Source organism: Microbacterium gawkjiense, assembly GCF_031932225.1.
GTDB classification, from domain to species: domain Bacteria; phylum Actinomycetota; class Actinomycetes; order Actinomycetales; family Microbacteriaceae; genus Microbacterium; species Microbacterium gawkjiense.
The window spans coordinates 847,007-865,672 of the sequence record NZ_JAUZVV010000002.1 but is presented as its reverse complement, the minus strand read 5'-3'; the positions used below and the strand labels follow the sequence as shown (position 1 = coordinate 865,672).

General features: G+C 70.7%; 17 protein-coding genes. 9 read left to right on the top strand and 8 right to left on the bottom strand.

Going from position 1 to position 18,666, the window contains the following annotated elements; genetic code table 11:
- Position 1: 1 nt before the first annotated feature.
- On the bottom strand, positions 2-1,261 hold the full coding sequence (locus Q9S71_RS12325) for a sugar ABC transporter substrate-binding protein (protein WP_064001651.1): 1,260 nt from the start codon (positions 1,259-1,261) through the stop codon (positions 2-4).
- 132 nt (positions 1,262-1,393) lie between these two features.
- Here Q9S71_RS12325 and Q9S71_RS12320 point away from each other — a divergent pair, with 132 nt between their 5' ends.
- The gene (locus tag Q9S71_RS12320; RefSeq protein ID WP_311862610.1) at positions 1,394-2,401 is read left to right on the top strand and encodes a LacI family DNA-binding transcriptional regulator; all 1,008 of its coding nucleotides are present in this window, start codon (positions 1,394-1,396) and stop codon (positions 2,399-2,401) included.
- A gap of 123 nt (positions 2,402-2,524) precedes the next feature.
- Here Q9S71_RS12320 and Q9S71_RS12315 read toward each other — a convergent pair whose 3' ends face one another.
- Positions 2,525-3,382 (bottom strand): IclR family transcriptional regulator, encoded by an 858-nt coding sequence (locus Q9S71_RS12315; protein WP_422880354.1) that lies wholly within the window; start codon positions 3,380-3,382, stop codon positions 2,525-2,527.
- Between the two features lie 58 nt (positions 3,383-3,440).
- Here Q9S71_RS12315 and hutH point away from each other — a divergent pair, with 58 nt between their 5' ends.
- From hutH to hutI, 3 genes are read left to right on the top strand one after another with little or no spacing between them, the layout of a single operon-like run.
- Positions 3,441-5,081, top strand: coding sequence for a histidine ammonia-lyase (gene hutH, locus Q9S71_RS12310; protein ID WP_311862609.1), 1,641 nt, complete (start codon positions 3,441-3,443; stop codon positions 5,079-5,081).
- Positions 5,078-6,742: a urocanate hydratase gene (gene hutU / locus Q9S71_RS12305; protein ID WP_311862607.1), complete on the top strand. Its 1,665-nt coding sequence runs from the start codon at positions 5,078-5,080 to the stop codon at positions 6,740-6,742. Before hutH ends, hutU begins: the two co-directional genes overlap by 4 nt.
- Positions 6,742-7,974 (top strand): imidazolonepropionase, encoded by a 1,233-nt coding sequence (hutI, locus tag Q9S71_RS12300; protein ID WP_311863285.1) that lies wholly within the window; start codon positions 6,742-6,744, stop codon positions 7,972-7,974. The genes hutU and hutI overlap by 1 nt, the downstream gene beginning before the upstream one ends.
- On the opposite strand, the gene Q9S71_RS12295 is transcribed toward hutI, so the two are convergent.
- Genes Q9S71_RS12295 through Q9S71_RS12275 form a run of 5 tightly spaced genes read right to left on the bottom strand, consistent with a single transcriptional unit; the run spans position 7,961 to position 12,561 of the window.
- Positions 7,961-8,443, bottom strand: a complete 483-nt coding sequence (locus Q9S71_RS12295; RefSeq protein ID WP_311862605.1) for a SixA phosphatase family protein — start codon at positions 8,441-8,443, stop codon at positions 7,961-7,963. The two genes, hutI and Q9S71_RS12295, sit on opposite strands and share 14 nt — an antisense overlap.
- Positions 8,440-9,318: an agmatinase family protein gene (locus tag Q9S71_RS12290; RefSeq protein WP_311862604.1), complete on the bottom strand. Its 879-nt coding sequence runs from the start codon at positions 9,316-9,318 to the stop codon at positions 8,440-8,442. The genes Q9S71_RS12295 and Q9S71_RS12290 overlap by 4 nt, the downstream gene beginning before the upstream one ends.
- Positions 9,319-9,320: 2 nt before the next feature.
- Entirely contained in the window at positions 9,321-10,592 is a 1,272-nt protein-coding gene (locus tag Q9S71_RS12285) for a DUF445 domain-containing protein (protein WP_311862602.1), read from the bottom strand.
- 41 nt (positions 10,593-10,633) lie between these two features.
- On the bottom strand, positions 10,634-11,791 hold the full coding sequence (locus tag Q9S71_RS12280; protein ID WP_311862600.1) for an acyl-CoA dehydrogenase family protein: 1,158 nt from the start codon (positions 11,789-11,791) through the stop codon (positions 10,634-10,636).
- Positions 11,788-12,561 carry an alpha/beta fold hydrolase gene (locus tag Q9S71_RS12275; protein WP_311862598.1) on the bottom strand — a complete coding sequence of 258 codons (774 nt, stop codon included), beginning with the start codon at positions 12,559-12,561 and terminating at the stop codon, positions 11,788-11,790. The genes Q9S71_RS12280 and Q9S71_RS12275 overlap by 4 nt, the downstream gene beginning before the upstream one ends.
- Positions 12,562-12,613: 52 nt before the next feature.
- Between Q9S71_RS12275 and Q9S71_RS12270 the strand changes: the two genes are divergently transcribed.
- Positions 12,614-13,018, top strand: a complete 405-nt coding sequence (locus Q9S71_RS12270; protein WP_311284074.1) for a pilus assembly protein CpaE — start codon at positions 12,614-12,616, stop codon at positions 13,016-13,018.
- A 6-nt stretch (positions 13,019-13,024) separates the two neighbouring features.
- Here Q9S71_RS12270 and Q9S71_RS12265 read toward each other — a convergent pair whose 3' ends face one another.
- On the bottom strand, positions 13,025-14,230 hold the full coding sequence (locus Q9S71_RS12265; protein ID WP_253034061.1) for an MFS transporter: 1,206 nt from the start codon (positions 14,228-14,230) through the stop codon (positions 13,025-13,027).
- Between the two features lie 427 nt (positions 14,231-14,657).
- On the opposite strand from Q9S71_RS12265, the gene nrdH reads away from it, so the two are divergent.
- Genes nrdH through nrdF form a run of 4 tightly spaced genes read left to right on the top strand, consistent with a single transcriptional unit; the run spans position 14,658 to position 18,477 of the window.
- On the top strand, positions 14,658-14,891 hold the full coding sequence (nrdH, locus tag Q9S71_RS12260; RefSeq protein ID WP_018188439.1) for a glutaredoxin-like protein NrdH: 234 nt from the start codon (positions 14,658-14,660) through the stop codon (positions 14,889-14,891).
- 3 nt (positions 14,892-14,894) lie between these two features.
- Positions 14,895-15,332, top strand: a complete 438-nt coding sequence (nrdI, locus tag Q9S71_RS12255; protein ID WP_217532302.1) for a class Ib ribonucleoside-diphosphate reductase assembly flavoprotein NrdI — start codon at positions 14,895-14,897, stop codon at positions 15,330-15,332.
- Positions 15,333-15,337: 5 nt separating this feature from the next.
- Entirely contained in the window at positions 15,338-17,470 is a 2,133-nt protein-coding gene (nrdE, locus tag Q9S71_RS12250; RefSeq protein WP_217532303.1) for a class 1b ribonucleoside-diphosphate reductase subunit alpha, read from the top strand.
- 29 nt (positions 17,471-17,499) lie between these two features.
- Complete coding sequence (nrdF, locus tag Q9S71_RS12245; RefSeq protein ID WP_311862596.1) at positions 17,500-18,477, top strand: class 1b ribonucleoside-diphosphate reductase subunit beta; 978 nt, start codon at positions 17,500-17,502, stop codon at positions 18,475-18,477.
- The last annotated feature ends 189 nt before the right edge of the window (positions 18,478-18,666 follow it).

Sequence of the window (18,666 nt, the reverse complement as noted above, 5' to 3'; positions counted from 1 at the left end):
GTCAGCCGACGATCGCCTCGAGGTTGGACTGGACCGACTGCAGGATCGTCGCCGGGTCCCCGTCCTTCAGCGTCGCGAGCTGCGCGTTGAAGTCCGTGAACACGTCCGAGACGCCGTCGTTGGTCGGCACGCCCTGGGCGTAGTCCGCACCGGCGAGGAACGCAGCGAGGTCCGGGTTGTCGGTCGTCCACTGGTCGGCGGCCGACTGCACGGACGGCATCGGGCCGAACGCCTTCGAGAAGGCGAGCTGCTGGTCTGCGCTCGTCAGGTACTCGACGAGGTCGAGCGCGGCCTGCTGGTTGGGGCTGTCGGCGGCCATGCCCCAGCAGTTCGTGAACTGCAGGGTGCCCTTGCCGGCGGGGCCGGCGGGCAGCTCGACGACGAGCGGGTCGACGTCGGGGTAGTCGCCGAGCGCACCGGTGATCCAGTTGCCCTCGATCGTCATGGCGCCCAGCTGCTTGCCGAACGCCTCACCGCCCCAGCCCGCGCCCACATCGGCGGCGTAGGCGAACGTGCCGTCGGCCAGGTGCTCCTTCACGTAGGTGAGGGCGTCGATGTTCTCCTGGCTGTCGGCGACGGCGGACGTGCCGTCCTCTGAGACGAGCCGTCCGCCGGCTTCGGCCATGAAGGCGCCCACCCGCTGGTACTCGCCGCTGAAGACGAGGCCCGTCGTGTCGCCCGAGGTGAGCTTCTTCGCCGCGGCGGCGAGCGAATCCCAGTCGGTCGGGACGTCGGCATCCGTCAGTCCCGCCTGGTCCCACAGGTTCTTGTTGATGATCAGCTGCAGCGTCGAGAAGTCCTTCGGAGCGCAGTAGAACTGGTCGTTGTACGTGAAGTTCTGCACGAGCGACGGGTAGAAGTCGTCCTTGTTCTCGAGCATGTCCCCGTAGGCGATGACCGAGCCGTTGTCGGCGTAGCCCGCCAGGAGCTCGGTCGCGAGGTAGAACAGGTCCGGCGGGTTGCCGCCGGCGAAGCCCTGCGAGAGCTGCTGCGTGAGGTCGGTGGCCGCGACCACCTCGGCGTCGACGCCGGATTCCTCCGACCACGCGGCGACGGCGTCCTTGACCGCCGTGGTCTCGGCGTCGCCGGACGAGCCGATCATGATCGTGAGCGCGTCGTCGGACGAGGTGAGTCCGCCCGCGTCGGTCGGTTCTCCCGAGGCGGCGGGACCGTCGTCGAAGCCCGAGCCGCCGCATCCGGCGAGGGCCAGTGTCGCCGCGATCCCGATGCCGCCGAGGGCCATCCATCTGCTGTGTCGCATGTCCGTATCTCCTTCGATCCCGGTGCCGTCGATCGTTCCGACCGCGCTGATCTCGGTCGACTTTGAACGATCAAATTGTGGAATGATGCCCAACGTAAGAGGGTGGGTCCGTCCATGTCAAGGGGTGCGCCGGTGAGTGAGAAGTCGATCACGATCGAGGACGTCGCGGCCCTCGCGGGTGTCTCGCGGCAGACCGTGAGCAATGTCCTGAACACCCCGGCGATCGTCAGGACCGCCACTCGGGAGCGCGTGCAGGACGCCATCACCCGCCTCGGCTACTCGCCGCACGCCTCCGCGCGCCGGCTGCGCACGCGCCGCAGCGCGACCATCGGCATCCACCTCGACCCCTATGCGGGCGGGATCTCGGGCGTCGTGCTCGACCGCTTCGTGCACGCGCTCACCGAGCGCGCCGGCGACCGCGGCCTGCGGGTGCTCGTGTACGCGGCATCCGATCAGGACGAGGAGATCCGGCGGATGTCGGAGCTCGTCGACGCCGGCGACGTCGAAGCCGTCGTCGTCACCGGCACGCGGTACGGCGACCGGCGGCTGGCGTGGCTGACCGAGCGCGGCGTGCCGTTCGTCTCGTTCGGCCGCCCGTGGGACGTCGCCTCGCCCGAGGACAGCGCGCACCTCTGGGTCGACGTCGACGGCGCCTCGGGCACGCGCGCCGCGACCGAGCACGCCCTCACCGTCGGACCGCGCGTCGCGTTCCTCGGCTGGCCCGCGGGTTCGCCGACGGGTGATGACCGGGAGCGGGGGTGGCGCGAGGCGATGACGGATGCCGGTGCCCGCCCCGACCTGCGCCTGTCGGCGGAGGAGCGGGTCGCCGAGGCGCGGGAGCAGGTCGCGGAGTTGCTGGTGACGACGGCAGTCGACGCGATCGTGTGCGCGAGCGACACCCTCGCCGTCGGCGCGCACGTCGCCGCCGTCGCGGCGCAGCGGCCGGACGTGCTCATCATCGGGTTCGACAACACCCCCGCGGTCGAGGCCCTGGGCCTGTCGAGCGTCGAGCAGCTGCCCGAACTGGTCGCCGCGGGCACCCTCGACCTGCTGATGGGCAGCGGTGGCCGCATCGAGCGCCGCGCCGCGGGGGACGGCGAGGGGCACGTGCTGGTCCAGCCGCGCCTCGTCGTCCGCTGAGGCGGGTCGGGCGGGGTCTGCAGGGGTCGACATCCGAGCGGAGATCCGTTTCCGAGCGGACGTTCGACGAGGAATGCGCCCTCGGTGCCGCAGATCTCCGCTGGAATGCCGCGTGGGGCGGCCTCACCGCCGGCCGATGCGGCGGGAGAGGTCGGCCGCCGCGTCCGTCGCGAGCGCGGCGAGGCGGTCGGGATCGATGTCGGCACCGTCAGGCCAGGTGATGGCGAGGGCGGCGGCGGGCCAGTCGGCGTGGTCGCGGACCGCGACACCGACGGAGCGGAAGCCCAGGGTGACCTCGCCGTCCTCAGTCGCGTAGCCGTCGGCTCGGGCCTGCCGCAGGAGTTCCCGCAGCTCGCCGGGCCGACCCGGTCCGCGGCCGGTGCGTTGGACCGAGAGGGATGCCGCATCCGGGAACAGCGCGAGCACCTGCTCGCGGGGGAGCGCGGCGAGCATCGCGCGCCCCGTCGCAGTGAGATGCGCGGGGAGGCGGACGCCCACATCGGTGATGAGCGCGGGCCGTCGCGGTGCGCGCTCCTCGACGATGTAGAGGACGTCGCGGCCCGTCATGACGGCGAGGTGCGCGCTCTCGCCGGCGCGGTCGGCGAGCTGCGCGACGATCGGTCGGCCGAGGCGGGCGAGGGGCTCCTGCCGCGCGTACCCGCCGGCGAGCTCGAACGCGGCGGTGCCGAGTCCCCAGCGCCGGTCGCCCTCGAGGTGCACGACGAACCCGTGCGCGGTCATCGCCGCGAGCAGGTGGTAGATGCTCGACCGCGGGATGCCGAGATGGCTCGCGATCGTCTGCGCCGCCACCGGCCCGCGCTGGTGCGCCAGGAAGCTCAGGATGCGGAGCGTCTGATCCGCGGCGGGGACCTGCGGCTTGTGCGGGTTCGGCGGTGTGTCTGGGATCGGCGCCCGCGGCTTGTCTGGGATCGGCGCCCGCGGCTTGTCTGAGATCGGCGCCCGCGGCTTGTCTGGGATCACAGACACAGGATGCCACGCGCGCCACCTGCCGAGGCGGCGCAGCCGATGGAATCGGACCATGCCCGTCCTCACCACCGTCACCCTCGGCGACGCCCCGCTCACACCTGCTGAGGTCGTCGCCGTCGCCCGGCACGACGCGCGCGTCGCGGTCTCCGACGCCGCGCTCGCCCGCACGGCCGAGACCCGCGCCCTCATCGAGCGCCTCGCCGACGACCCGCAGCCGCACTACGGCATCTCGACCGGCTTCGGCGCGCTCGCGACGACGTTCATCGCCCCCGACCGGCGCCGCCAGCTGCAGGCGAGCCTCATCCGCTCGCACGCGGCGGGAACGGGACCCGAGGTCGAGCGTGAGGTCGTCCGCGCCCTGCAGCTGCTGCGCCTGCAGACCCTCGCGACCGGTCGCACCGGCGTCCGCCCGGTCGTCGTTGACACGTACGCGGCGATGCTCAACGCCGGCATCACCCCGATCGTGCACGAGTACGGCTCGCTCGGCTGCTCGGGCGACCTCGCCCCCCTCTCGCACATCGCGCTCGCCGCGCTCGGCGAGGGACCGGTCCGCACGGCGGACGGCACGAAGGTCGACGCCGCCGACGCTATGGCGGCCGCCGGCATCCGTCCCCTCGTGCTCGAGGAGAAGGAGGGTCTCGCCCTCATCAATGGCACCGACGGCATGCTCGGGATGCTGGCGCTCGCCCTCGCCGACCTCGACACCCTGCTCGCGACCGCCGACCTCGCCGCCGCCCTGTCGGTCGAGAGTCAGCTCGGCACCGACGCCGTCTTCGCGGCCGACCTCATGGCGCTGCGCCCGCAGTCGGGGCAGGCCGTCTCGGCCGCGCACCTGCGGCACGCCCTCGCCGACTCGCCGATCGTCGCGAGCCACCGCGACCCGGCCGTCTGCACCCGCGTGCAGGACGCCTACTCGCTGCGCTGCTCGCCGCAGGTGCACGGCGCCGCCCGCGACACCCTCGATCACGCCCGCACGGTCGCGGAGCGCGAGCTGGCGTCGGCCGTCGACAACCCGGTCGTCACGCCTGACGGTCGCGTCGAGTCGAACGGCAACTTCCACGGTGCGCCGGTCGCGTACGTCCTCGACTTCCTCGCGATCGCCGTCGCCGACGTCGCCTCGATCTCCGAACGCCGCACCGACCGGGCGCTCGACCGCACGCGCAGCAACGGCCTGCCGCCGTTCCTCGCCGACGAGGTGGGCGTCGACAGCGGCCTCATGATCGCGCAGTACGCCGCGGCGGGCATCGTCTCGGAGCTCAAGCGCCTCGCCGTGCCGGCATCCGTCGACTCGATCCCGTCGTCGGCGATGCAGGAGGACCACGTGTCGATGGGCTGGGCCGCCGCCCGCAAGCTGCGTCGCGCGATCGACGGGCTCGCGCGCGTCCTCGCGATCGAGGTGGTGACGGGATGCCGCGCCCTCGACCTGCGCGCTCCATTGCAGCCCGCGCCGGTCACCGGCGCCGTGCGCGACCTCGTCCGCACGGTCGTCGAGGGACCGGGACCCGACCGCTTCGTCGCGCCCGACCTCGAGGCAGCGACGCAGCTCGTGGTGTCGGGCGAGGTTGCCCGCACCGCGTTCGGACCAGCCGCCGAGCGGACATCCGCCGTCGCGCGGACGAACGACACCGAATCCGTCCGCTCGAGCGCAGATCTCCGCTCGAGTGCCGCACCGTTCGAAGGAGAACAGGCATGACCGACACGACCACGACCCGCACCGTCCGCGCGGCGCGAGGCGCCGAACGCACCGCGAAGAGCTGGGGCGCCGAGGCGGCCAAGCGGATGCTGATGAACAACCTCGACCCCGAGGTCGCCGAGCACCCCGAGGACCTCGTCGTCTACGGCGGCACGGGCAAGGCGGCCCGCACGTGGGAGGCGTACGACGCGATCGTCCGTACCCTCGACGAGCTCGAGCCCGACGAGACGCTGCTCGTGCAGTCCGGCAAGCCGGTCGGCGTGTTCCGCACTCACGAGTGGGCGCCGCGGGTGCTCATCGCGAACTCGAACCTCGTCGGCGACTGGGCGACATGGCCCGAGTTCCGCCGCCTCGAGCACCTCGGCCTCACGATGTACGGCCAAATGACGGCGGGGTCGTGGATCTACATCGGCACGCAGGGCATCCTGCAGGGCACGTACGAGACGTTCGCCGCCGTCGCGCGCTCGCTGGGCCGCGACTCGCTCGCCGGCACGCTCACGCTCACCGGTGGCGCGGGCGGCATGGGCGGCGCGCAGCCGCTCGCCGTCACGATGAACGGGGGAGCGGTCCTCGTCGTCGACGTCGACGAGTCGCGCCTGCGCCGACGCGTGGAGCACGGCTACCTCGACGAGCACACCGCCGATCTCGATGCGGCCGTCGAGCGGGCGCTCACGGCGAAGGCGGCGGGCGAGGCGCGCTCGATCGGCGTCGTGGGGAACGCGGCGGACGTGTTCCCGGAGCTGCTGCGCCGCGGCATCCCGATCGACATCGTGACGGACCAGACGAGCGCGCACGACCCGCTCGCGTACCTGCCCTCAGGCGTCGCGTTCGAGGAGTGGAAGGCGCGGGCCTCCGCCGATCCCGAGGGGTTCACCGAGCGGTCGCGGGCGTCGATGGCGCGGCACGTGGAGGCGATGGTCGGGTTCCAGGATGCCGGGGCCGCGGTCTTCGACTACGGCAACTCGATCCGCCGCGAAGCCGAGCTCGGCGGCTACGACCGCGCGTTCGCGTTCCCCGGGTTCGTCCCCGCCTACATCCGTCCGCTCTTCGCCGAGGGCAAGGGACCGTTCCGGTGGGTGGCGCTGTCGGGCGACCCGGAGGACATCGCGAAGACCGACCGCGCCGTCGCGGAGCTCTTCCCCGAGGACACCGCGCTGCACCGCTGGCTCGAGAAGGCCGGTGAGAAGGTGCACTTCGAGGGCCTTCCTGCGCGCATCTGCTGGCTCGGCTACCAGGAACGTCACCTCGCGGGACTGAAGTTCAACGAGATGGTCGCGTCGGGTGAGCTGGCGGGGCCGGTCGTGATCGGCCGAGACCACCTCGACGCGGGGTCGGTCGCGAGCCCGTACCGCGAGACCGAGGCGATGGCCGACGGCTCGGACGCGATCGCCGACTGGCCGCTCCTGAACGCGCTCCTCAACACGGCGTCGGGGGCGGCGTGGGTGTCGATCCACCACGGCGGCGGCGTCGGCATCGGGCGTTCGATCCACGCCGGGCAGGTCACCGTCGCCGACGGCACGCCGCTCGCGGCCGAGAAGCTCGCGCGCGTGCTGGTGAACGACCCCGGCACGGGTGTCATGCGTCACGTCGACGCCGGGTACGACCGTGCGAAGGAGGTCGCCCGCGAGCGCGGCCTGGCCGTCCCCATGCTGGACGCGTGATGGCGACCCTCTTCACCGGCATCGCCGAGCTGACGACGAACGCGGATGCCGCGGCCCCGACCGCGACCATCGCTGACGCCGCCCTCCTCGTCGACGAGGGCCGGGTCGCGTGGGTGGGCGCCGCCTCCGACGCCGAGACTGCAGTCAGAGCCCGAGACAGCGGTCTGTCGCCGATGCCTCGGCCTGCCGCTGCAGTCTCGCAGTCGGAGGTCGAGGTCACGCGCGTCGACCTCGGCGGTCGGGCGGTCATCCCGGGTTTCGTGGACAGTCACACGCACCTCGTGTTCGCGGGCGACCGCGCCGACGAGTTCGAGGCGCGGATGACGGGCGTCCCGTATGCCGCGGGCGGCATCCGCCGCACCGTCGCCGCCACCCGCGCGGCGACCGACGACGAGCTGCGGGCCCGTCTGGCCGCGCTCGTGGCTGAGCTGCACGCGCAGGGGACGACGACGTTCGAGGTCAAGACCGGGTACGCCCTCACCCTCGACGGCGAGGAACGTCTCGCCCGGCTCGCCGCCGAGGTCACCGACGAGGTCACGTACCTCGGGGCGCATGTCGTCCCCGAGGGAGCTGTCCGCGAGGCGTACGTCGACCTCGTGTGCGACGCCATGCTGGCCGCGGTCCGACCGCACGTCCGCTGGGTCGACGTGTTCTGCGAGCGGGGCGCCTTCACCGCGGCCGAGAGCGAGCGGATCCTCCGGGCGGGTGCGGCGTCCGGGCTCGGCGTCCGCGTGCACGGCAACCAGCTGAGCGAGGGGCCGGGGGTGCAGCTCGCGGTGCGGCTGGGCGCGGCATCCGTCGACCACTGCACCCATCTGACGGATGCCGACGTCGCGGACCTCGCGGCGTCGGACACGGTCGCGACGCTCCTCCCGGGCGTTGAGTTCTCGACGCGGCAGCCGTACCCCGACGCGCGACGTCTCCTCGACGCCGGTGTCACAGTGGCGCTCGCGAGCGACTGCAACCCGGGCTCGTCGTTCACGAGTTCGATGCCGCTCATGATCGCCCTCGCCGTCCGCGAGATGGGGATGACCGTCGGCGAGGCGGTGTGGGCGGCGACCGCCGGGGGTGCGCGGGCGCTGCGCCGCAGCGACGTCGGCCACCTCGGCGTGGGTGCGCGCGCGGACCTCGTCGTCCTCGACGCACCGAGCCGGCGGCACCTGGCCTACCGGCCGGGGGTGCCGCTCGTCCACCGCGTGTACCGCGGCGGCGAGGTGATCAGCCCCCGCTGACGTCCCGCGGGGTGTCGAGATTCCAGCGCGCCGGCGGGACGGCGGTCGCGACGTCCCAATCGTCGGTGTCCCAGACGAAGGTCGCGACGGCGCACGTCGGCATCGCGCCGATCCCGCCGTCCGACAGCTGCTCGGCGAGCACCGTCATCCCCGGGTCGTGCGCGACGACCATGACGTCGGTGACGCCGCTCGCGGCGGCGGTCGCGAGCAGCCGCGAGCCCGGGGCGCCGTACAGGCCCTCATCGGTCTCGACCGAAACGCCGAGGGCGTCTGCGAACGTCTGCGCCGTCGTCCGCGCGCGCACGGCGGTCGACGACAGGATGCGGGCCGGTCGCACGCCGGTCGCGGCGAGCCGTCGCGCCATGACCGGCGCGTCCCGCCTGCCCCGGTCGTTGAGCGGACGTTCGTGGTCGTCGAGTCCGGTGCCCCAGTCGCTCTTGGCGTGACGGACGAGGATGAGGGTGATCATGCGAGGGCCCTTCCGGCGAGCAGTTCCAGGACGCAGAGCGCCGCGAGTCGGACGGTGCGGCCGTCTGCGGCATCCGCCGTCGCGTCGACTTCGACGATGTCCGCGCTCACGATGCGACGATCCCCGGCCGCCGCGCGGACGAGGGCGCGCAGCTCCCACGCCTCGAGTCCGCCGGGGACGGATGCCGGGCACCCGGGCGCGACGGAGCGGTCGCAGACGTCCACGTCGATGTCGAGGTGCACGTCACCGGCGGTGCCCGCGATCGACAGCGCCTGGATCATGACGTCCTCGGCGCCGCGGCGGCGCACCTCGTCGAGGGTGATGACCGTGATGCCGAGGTCGGCGGCGCGCTCGGCGTACGCGACCGAGTTGGCGAAGTCGGCGATACCGATCTGCACGATGCGTCGCGGGTCGAGACCGTCCTCGACGAGGCGGCGGACGGGGGAGCCGTTCGACACCCCGTCGCGCAGGTCGAAGTGCGCGTCGAGGGTGATGAGCCCCGACACCCCCGCGCCCTGTGCGGTCGCGTAGGTGACGGAGTTGTCGCCGCCGACGGCGATCACGAGACCGGATGCCGCGCGCAGCCCGCGGACGCGCTCGCGCACGCGGGCCTCGCCCTCGGGTCCGTCGGGGTCGGCGACGTCACCGGCGTCCGCGATCCGGAGCGCCTCGTTCAGGTCGACGGGGGGAGGGCCGAGCAGGGTCGGGCTGAACCGGCGCAGCGCCTCGCGCACGGCGGCGGGTGTCGCGTGCGCCCCGGTAGGGGACAGCGACGTGCGGAAGGCGGGCAGGCCGAGGATCGCGGCATCCACCCGCCCGTCCGGAGCCGGCCAGTCCCCGGCGCGCGGCCAGAGCGGATCGACGGAGAGCGCCATGGTCAGGGGAGCAGCAGGTGGGCGACGGTGAAGATCACGAGGCCGGCGAGGGCACCCACGATCGTGCCGTTGAGGCGGATGTACTGCAGGTCGCGGCCGACCTGCAGCTCGATCTTCTGGCTCGTCTCGTCGGCGTCCCAGCGCTCCACGGTGTCGGTGATGATCGACGCGATGTCGTGGCGGTAGCGATCGACGAGGAAGACGGCGGCATCCGCGATGCGCTTGTCGACGCGTTCCTGCAGGGCCGTGTCGGTCGCGAGCCGGTCGCCGAGGTCGCCGAGTGCGGCGGTCACGCGACGGCGGAGCGGGCTGTCCTCGTCGGCGAGGGAGCGCAGCAGGCCGGCCTTCGCGGTGTTCCACGCGTCGGCGGCGAGGGCGCGCACCCGCGGGCTGTCGAAGACGGCGCTCTTCGCGCCCTCGAGTCGGCCGATGGTCTCGGAGTCGTGCTGCAGGTTGTCGGCGAGGCGCTCGAGGTACTGGTCGAGCGCCTTGCGCGCCGGGTGCTCGGGGTCGTGCTGCACGGCCGCGACGAACTTCGTCGCCTCGTGGTAGACGGTGTCGTCCACGAGCCGCATCGCCACCGACGGCACCCAGGACGGCAGACGGCGCGAGACGAGGCCGTCGAACGCCTCGCGGTTCGCGTCGAGCCAGCGGGCGATGCTGTCGACGCCCAGGTCGACCGCCCCGCGGTGAGCGTCGGCGTCCACCACCCGCGACAGCCACGTTCCGAGCGAGGGACCCCACGACGGCGACAGCAGGTGCTCGTGGGCGAGGTCGCTGATGAGGTCCTGCACCTCGTCGTCGCTGAGGGCGGTGAGGATGCCGGTGGCCATCGTCGACGCCTCGGCCGCGACGGTCTTCGCGTGGGCCGGGTCCTGCAGCCAGGTGCCCGCGGTCCGCGCGATGTGCGTGGACTCGAGCTTCTGGCGGACGACGCCGGCCTCGAGGAAGTTGGTCTCGACGAACTCGCCGAGCGTGCGACCGATCTCGTCCTTCCGGCGCGGGATGATCGCCGTGTGCGGGATCGGGATGCCGAGCGGATGCCGGAACAGCGCCGTCACCGCGAACCAGTCCGCGAGCGCGCCGACCATGCCGCCCTCGGCCGCCGCGCGCACGTACCCCCAGCCCGAGAGGTCCTTCTCGAGGATGAACGCGATGACGAAGACGATCGCCATGAACAGCAGGCCGCCGAGCGCGACCGCCTTCATGGTGCGGAGCCCGCGGTACCGCTGCTGATCAGCGGTGCTCAGCGAGCCGTACGGGATGCGGGCCATTCGGCCATCCTGCCACGGCGCCCCTTACGCGCCGGGGCGACTCACGGCTCGAGTGGACCCAGCCACGCGTTCGCGAGCGCGCCGTGCACCGACTCGGGGTCGGACGGGTGGAACAGACCGGCCAGCACGTCGCGGTAGAGCCGGCTCAGTTCGTTGCGGGTGAAGAACGACGAGCCGCCCGCGACGAGCATCGCCTCGTCGACGACCTGCTTCGCCGTCGCCGCCGCGCGGTGCTTGATCGCCGACAGCTTCGGGAACCACATCGCGCCGTGGTCGACGAGGCCGTCGACGTCGGCGGCGAGGGTCTCGACCTGCACGGGCAGGGCGTCGTAGGCGAGGGCCATGTCGGCGACCCGCCACCGGATGTCGGGGTCTTGGCTGTAGGAACGGCCCGTCTTCTTCGAGGTCCGGGCGCGCGCGGTCTCGACCGCGAGGTCGAGGGCACGCCGCGCGATGCCGGTGTAGACCGAGGCCAGCAGGATCTCGAACGCGCTGAAGATGCCGAAGACGAGCGGGTCGGGACTCGGACCGACGGGCAGCTTCCGGACGATGCGGTCGGCGGGGGCGACCGCACCGTGCAGCTCGGTCGTGCGCGACTGGGTGCCCCGCATCCCGAGCGTGTCCCAGTCGTCGCGCGTGACGACGGCGTCGCTGCGCGGGACGAAGCCGAACACGAGCCGCGGGTCGTCGGGGTCGGACGCGTCCAGGCCGTGGAGCCCGAGGTGCGTCCACACCGGCGCGAGCGACGTGAAGATCTTGGTGCCCGTGAAGGCGTACGAGCCGTCGGGCTGAGGCGCGGCATCCGTGTCGCTTCCGAACAGGACGAGGTCGTTGCCGGCTTCGCTGATGCCGAAGGCGAACACCTCGCCCCGGGCGGCGCCCTCCTGCAGGAAGCGCAGGGCGTCGTCGCCCCGGTCGGACATCACCTTCGCGACACCGGTCCAGACGAGGTGCATGTTGATCGCGAGCGCCGTCGCGGGGGCCGCGCCCGCGAGGCGCTGCTGCAGGACGGATGCCTCACGCAGGCCCAGTCCCGCGCCGCCGAGCTCCGTCGGCACGAGGATCGCGAGGTAACCCGCCGCCCGGAGGTCGGCGAGGTCCTCCTCGGGGAACACGTTCTCGGCGTCGACGGCGGCCGCGCGCGAGCGGATGCGCGCGAGCAGATCGTCGGGCAGGTGGGCAGCCGGGTCGAAGCTCATGCGCCCAGCCCCCAGGCGGCGACCGCGTCGAGCAGGGCCCGCGCGGCGGCATCCGGAGCATCGCGGTGGGGCGAGTGCCCCGTGCCCGGCACGACGGCCATCGACACGAGCGGGTTCTGCTGCACCTCGGCCGCGAGCGCCCCCGTGAAGATGGAGTACACCGCGGGATCGCCGGCGATGACGTGGGTCGGCACGGTGAGACGGGATGCCGCCTCCCGCACATCCCACGGGGTGTTCTGCGTGCCCGTCGCCTCGACCGCCGAACGGCTCGCCTGCGCGGCGGCGATCGCCTTCAGCTCGACGTCCACCTCGAGCCACCCGGGGTGGGCGGCGCGGACGGCGGCGATCGAGGTGTCGGCGAACGCCTGCTCCTGGCTCGCGCGGACGCTCTCACGGTCCTCGTCGGAGAGGTGGATGGCGGGGTCGACGAGCACGAGGTGGCGGGCCCACCTCGGCGCGTCGGCCGCAGCGACGGTCGCGGCGGCGCCGCCGAGGGAGTGGCCGAGGACGAGGTCCCACGTCCCGTCGTCGGTGGGACGGGTGTGGACGAGGTCGGTCGCGTACGCCGCGATCGAGTAGTCGAGCGCGCGCGGGGCGGTGCCGTGCCCGCGCAGGTCGACGGCCTCGACGTGCCAGCCGGCGTCGGCGAGGGCGACGGCGTAGCGCCACATGAGCGCGCCGTTCGAGCCCAGACCGTGGACGAGGAGGGCGTGCCGCGGCGCGCGCGGGTCGCCCCAACCGAGGCGGGGGAGGGTGACGGGTGACGGCATGCTCTCAGCCTAGGACGGGCCCCGGGCCCCGGTGCCGGGCCAGGATGGGGGCATGATCTCCACCGACCTGGCACGCGAGCTGCGCGCGAGCGGCCTGACCTGGCGTCCCCGCTCCGGCGACCGGTTCCAGCTCGACGAGCCCGAGTTCGAGGCCGACGTCTACACCGTCAGCGAGATGACCGTCGAGGCGCGCAGCTATCCGACCGGCGACCTGCTCGCCTTCAACGGCACGACCGAGTGGGCGCTCGACTCGGTCGCGCTCGAGGACGCCCTGTGGCTGCCCTCCGAGGCGCAGCTGCGCGAGCTGCTGCGGGGGACGTTCCGCGCGTTGCGGCGCCTGCCCGACACACACGAGGTCGAGATCGAAGTGGATGCCGCGCCCCACCGCTTCCGGCATCCCGAACCCGCCGACGCCTACGGTCGGGCCCTGCTGTTCCTGCTCGGGCGGATCCGCTGACCGCGCTCAGGTGATGAGGGGGACCGGCTCGGTGTCGGGGATCGGGCTCGCGTCGCGGCCGCGGAGGTCGGGGAACCCGCGCACGAAGACCGCCGCCACGAGCGCGCCCGCGACGGCGAACGCCGACGCGGCGAAGAAGGCGCCGACCGCCCCCATGCCGTCGATGAGGAACCCCGCGACGGCCGAGCCGGCCGCGGCGCCGATGAGCTGGCCAGTGCCGATCCAGCCGTAGGCCTCGGCGGTCTCGCTGAAGCGGACACTCGCGCTCGTGATGGCGAACATGACGGCGAGGGCCGGGGCGATGCCGAGGCCCGCGACGAAGAGCGAGGCGCCCATCCACCAGGCGTTCAGGCTGATGATGACGAGGGTGACCCCGACGGCCACGATCGTGAGGCGGCGGGCCATCGCCCAGCGGCCGATCGGGATGTGCCCGAACCCGAGGCCGCCCGCGAGGCTGCCGACGGCGAAGACGGCGAGCACGAGACCCGCCTCGATGCCCTCGTGCCCGAAGGTCGCGACAACGCCCGCCTCGACCGCGGCGCACGCCCCCACGAGGAGGAAGCCGGTCACGGTCGACAGCAGCACGACGGGCTTGCCGAGGACGCGACCGAAGCCGCGGCGGCTGCGGGGGATGCGGACGCGCCCCACCTCGGGCGAGGCGATGAACCAGGCGCACCCACCGATGAGGATGACGACGATCAGCAGGAGCGCGGGGACGGTGCCGACCTGGGTCGCGACGAGGGTGATGACGACGGGCGCGAAGATCCAGATGATCTCCTGCAGGCTCGCATCCAGCGAGAAGAGGGGCGTCAACTGCCGCGAGGTGACGATCTTCGGGTAGATCGTGCGGACGGCCGGCTGCACGGGCGGGTTGGCGATGCCGGCGATGAAGCCGAACACGATGAACCCCGGCATCCCGAACGGATTGAGGGCGAGGGCGAACACGGCGGCGGCGCAGACGACGGCGGTGAGGGTGAGGACGCGCCGCATCCCCCAGACACCCATCCACCGGCTGGTCACCGGGCCGGAGATCGCCTGACCGATCGACAGTGCGGCGAGGACGATGCCGGCGGCGCCGTACGACCCGGTCGACTGCTCGACGTGGAGGAGGACGGCGAGGCTCGTCATCCCGCTCGGGAACCGCGCCGTCAACTGTGCCGCGATGATGCGCGCGACACCCGGGACGCGCAGGAGTTCCGAGTATCCCGCCACCCCTTCATCGTACCGACCGCCGACGACGTCCGACGGGGGTGCGGGGCCGGCGCGACACGCCGCGACACGCCCGACACGCCGACCGGTCCCGGAATCGGATGTCGGTGGCCCGCTCTAGCGTGCGACCTGTGGACAACCGTCCGGTCCCGGGAGGGTTTCGGCCGGAATCCTGGCCTTTTCGACCCCCTTCCGGACCTGCCGGATTGGGGATGAAACGGTGGAGAACTTGTGTTGTACCTGTGGAGGACGGCGGAAAAACTACACGGATGTAACTACTACCCCTTGTGGTGCTTCCCGGTGTCCGTACCCATATGTAGTATTGAGCTCCCGGCGGGCTCCCAGCCTTCCGGCCAATGGATTCACCCCCAGATTTCATACGAAATGGACCCCGCGCGACGGGTTCCGGAGGACGAGAGAGGTTCGACGAATGGCGATCACTGTGTACACGAAGCCGTCCTGCGTGCAGTGCAACGCGACGTACCGCGCGCTGGACTCCAAGGGCATCGACTACGAGGTCCTCGACCTCTCCGAGGATCCGGCGGCGCTCGAGCACGTCAAGTCGCTCGGCTACCTGCAGGCGCCCGTCGTCGTGACCGACGAGGACCACTGGTCGGGCTTCCGTCCCGACAAGATCGACGAGCTCGCCTCGCGCCTGGTCTGAGCGATGAGCGCGGCCGTCATGACGAACGTGCCGCTGCTCGTCTACTTCTCGAGCGTGTCGGGCAACACCGCACGTTTCATCGAGAAGCTCGGGATGCCGGCACGCCGCATCCCGCTCCACTCCTCCGAACCCGTGCTCCGCGTCGAGGAGCCTTACGTCCTGGTCACCCCCACGTACGGGGGCGGCCAGGGCCGAGGAGAAGAGAAGGGCGCGGTTCCCAAGCAGGTCATCCGCTTCCTCAACGACGAGGGCAATCGGAGCCTGCTCCGCGGAGTCATCTCCGCAGGTAACAGCAATTTCGGCGAGTCGTTCTGCCTCGCCGGGGACATCATCAGCCGCAAGTGTCAGGTGCCGCACTTGTACCGGCTGGAAGTATTCGGCACGCCCGAGGACGTCGACCGCGTGAGCGGCGGATTGGAAGACTGGTGGAAGCTGCAGTGACCGATATGGCCTTCAAGACGGAGGCGCGCTTCGAGGGCATGGACTACCACGCCCTGAACGCGATGCTGAACCTCTACGGCGAGGACGGGAAGATCCAGTTCGACGCCGACAAGCGCGCGGCGCGGGAGTACTTCCTGCAGCACGTGAACCAGAACACCGTCTTCTTCCACTCGCTGAAGGAGAAGCTCGACTACCTGGTCGAGAAGGAGTACTACGAGGGCGCCGTCATCGACGCGTACCCGTTCGAGTTCATCCAGTGGCTCAACGACCACGCCTACGCGCAGAAGTTCCGTTTCGACACGTTCCTCGGCGCGTTCAAGTACTACACGAGCTACACGCTCAAGACCTTCGACGGCAAGCGCTACCTCGAGCGCTTCGAGGACCGCGTCGTGATGACCGCTCTCGCCCTCGCCGCCGGTGACCAGGACCTCGCCACGAAGCTCGTCGACGAGATCCTGTCGGGCCGCTTCCAGCCCGCCACCCCCACCTTCCTCAACGCCGGCAAGGCGCAGCGCGGCGAACTCGTCTCCTGCTTCCTCCTGCGCATCGAGGACAACATGGAGTCGATCGCCCGCGGCATCAACTCCGCGCTGCAGCTGTCCAAGCGCGGCGGCGGCGTGGCCCTGCTCCTCTCGAACATCCGCGAGGCGGGCGCCCCGATCAAGCAGATCGAGAACCAGTCGTCGGGCATCATCCCCGTCATGAAGCTGCTCGAAGACAGCTTCAGCTACGCGAACCAGCTGGGTGCGCGTCAGGGCGCCGGTGCCGTGTACCTCTCGGCCCACCACCCCGACATCATGAAGTTCCTCGACACCAAGCGCGAGAACGCGGACGAGAAGATCCGCATCAAGACGCTGTCGCTGGGTGTCGTCGTGCCCGACATCACGTTCGAGCTCGCGAAGAACGACGAGGACATGTACCTCTTCTCGCCGTACGACGTCGAGCGCGTCTACGGCGTGCCCTTCGGCGACATCTCGGTCACCGAGAAGTACCGCGAGATGGTCGACGATGCGCGCATCAAGAAGACCAAGATCAAGGCGCGCGAGTTCTTCCAGACCCTCGCCGAGATCCAGTTCGAGTCGGGCTACCCGTACATCATGTTCGAGGACACGGTGAACAAGGCCAACCCGATCAAGGGTCGGATCAACATGTCCAACCTCTGCTCGGAGATCCTGCAGGTCAACACGCCGACGACGTTCAACGAGGACCTCTCGTACGACCAGATCGGCAAGGACATCTCCTGCAACCTCGGCTCGATGAACATCGCCCTCGCGATGGACGGCCGCGACCTCGCCGGAACGGTGGAAACCAGCATCCGTGCCCTCAGCGCGGTCAGCGACCAGAGCCACATCCGTTCGGTCCGCTCCATCGAGGACGGCAACGACAAGTCGCACGCCATCGGCCTCGGCCAGATGAACCTGCACGGCTACCTCGCCCGTGAGCACGTCCACTACGGCTCGGAGGAGGGTGTCGACTTCACGAACATCTACTTCTACACGGTGCTGTTCCACGCGCTGCAGGCCTCGAACAAGATCGCCATCGAGCGCGGTCAGGTCTTCGACGGCTTCTGGGACTCGAAGTACGCCTCGGGCGAGTTCTTCGACAAGTACACCGAGCAGGAGTGGAAGCCGGCGACGGCACGGGTCGAAGAGCTCTTCGAGGGCATCCACATCCCGACCCAACAGGACTGGCTCGAGCTGAAGGCATCCATCCAGAAGCACGGCATCTACAACCAGAACCTGCAGGCCGTCCCGCCGACGGGCTCGATCTCGTACATCAACAACTCGACGAGCTCGATCCACCCGATCGCGTCGAAGATCGAGATCCGCAAGGAAGGCAAGATCGGCCGCGTCTACTACCCGGCGCCGTTCATGACGAACGACAACCTTGAGTACTACGAGGACGCGTACGAGATCGGCTACGAGAAGGTCATCGACACCTACGCCGCCGCCACCCAGCACGTCGACCAGGGCCTGTCGCTGACGCTGTTCTTCAAGGACACCGCCACCACGCGCGACATCAACAAGGCGCAGATCTACGCCTGGCGCAAGGGCATCAAGACGATCTACTACATCCGTCTCCGTCAGATGGCGCTCGAGGGCACCGACATGACCGAGTGCGTCTCCTGCATGCTCTGACCGGCCGAGATTCGATAGAGGAAGAAGACATGACCCCCGAACCCCTGAAGCTCCTCGGCTCGGTCCAGGCGATCAACTGGAACCGCATCCAGGACGACAAGGACCTCGAGGTGTGGAACCGCCTCGTGAACAACTTCTGGCTGCCCGAGAAGGTGCCGCTGTCCAACGACATCCAGTCGTGGGCGACGCTCACCCCCGAGGAGCAGCAGACCACGATGCGCGTGTTCACCGGCCTGACGCTGCTCGACACGATCCAGGGCACCGTCGGCGCCGTCTCGCTGATCCCCGACGCGATCACCCCGCACGAGGAGGCCGTCTACACGAACATCGCGTTCATGGAGTCGGTGCACGCGAAGAGCTACTCGTCGATCTTCTCGACGCTCGCGTCGACGCCCGAGATCGACGACGCGTTCCGCTGGTCCCTCGAGAACGAGAACCTTCAAAAGAAGGCCCGCATCGTCATGGACTACTACCGTGGCGACGAGCCGCTCAAGCGCAAGGTCGCCTCGACCCTGCTCGAGTCGTTCCTCTTCTACTCGGGGTTCTACCTGCCGCTGTACTGGTCGTCGAAGGCGAAGCTGACGAACACGGCCGACATCATCCGCCTCATCATCCGCGACGAGGCCGTGCACGGCTACTACATCGGCTACAAGTTCCAGCGCGGACTCGAGACCCTCGGCCAGGCCGAGCGCGACGAGCTCAAGGACTACACGTTCTCGCTGCTCTACGAGCTCTACGACAACGAGGTGCAGTACACGCAGGACCTCTACGACGGCATCGGCCAGACCGAGGACGTCAAGAAGTTCCTGCACTACAACGCCAACAAGGCGCTCATGAACCTCGGCTACGAGGCGATGTTCCCCGCCACGGTCACGAATGTGAACCCGGCGATCCTGTCGGCCCTGTCGCCGAACGCCGACGAGAACCACGACTTCTTCAGTGGGTCGGGATCGTCGTACGTCATCGGCAAGGCCGTCGCGACCGAGGACGACGACTGGGACTTCTGAGTCACTGACGAAGGCCCCCGGCACTGCTTGCATGAGCGGATCCCGGGGGCCTTCGTCGTTCGCTGCGCGGTGGCCCGTGCAGTCAGTCGTCCTGTTCGTCGGACTCCTGCTCGTCCTTCGTGATGTCGTCGTCGCCGATGTCGCCCTCGGCCTGACTCGGCTTGTCCGCGATGGGATCGCTCATGATGT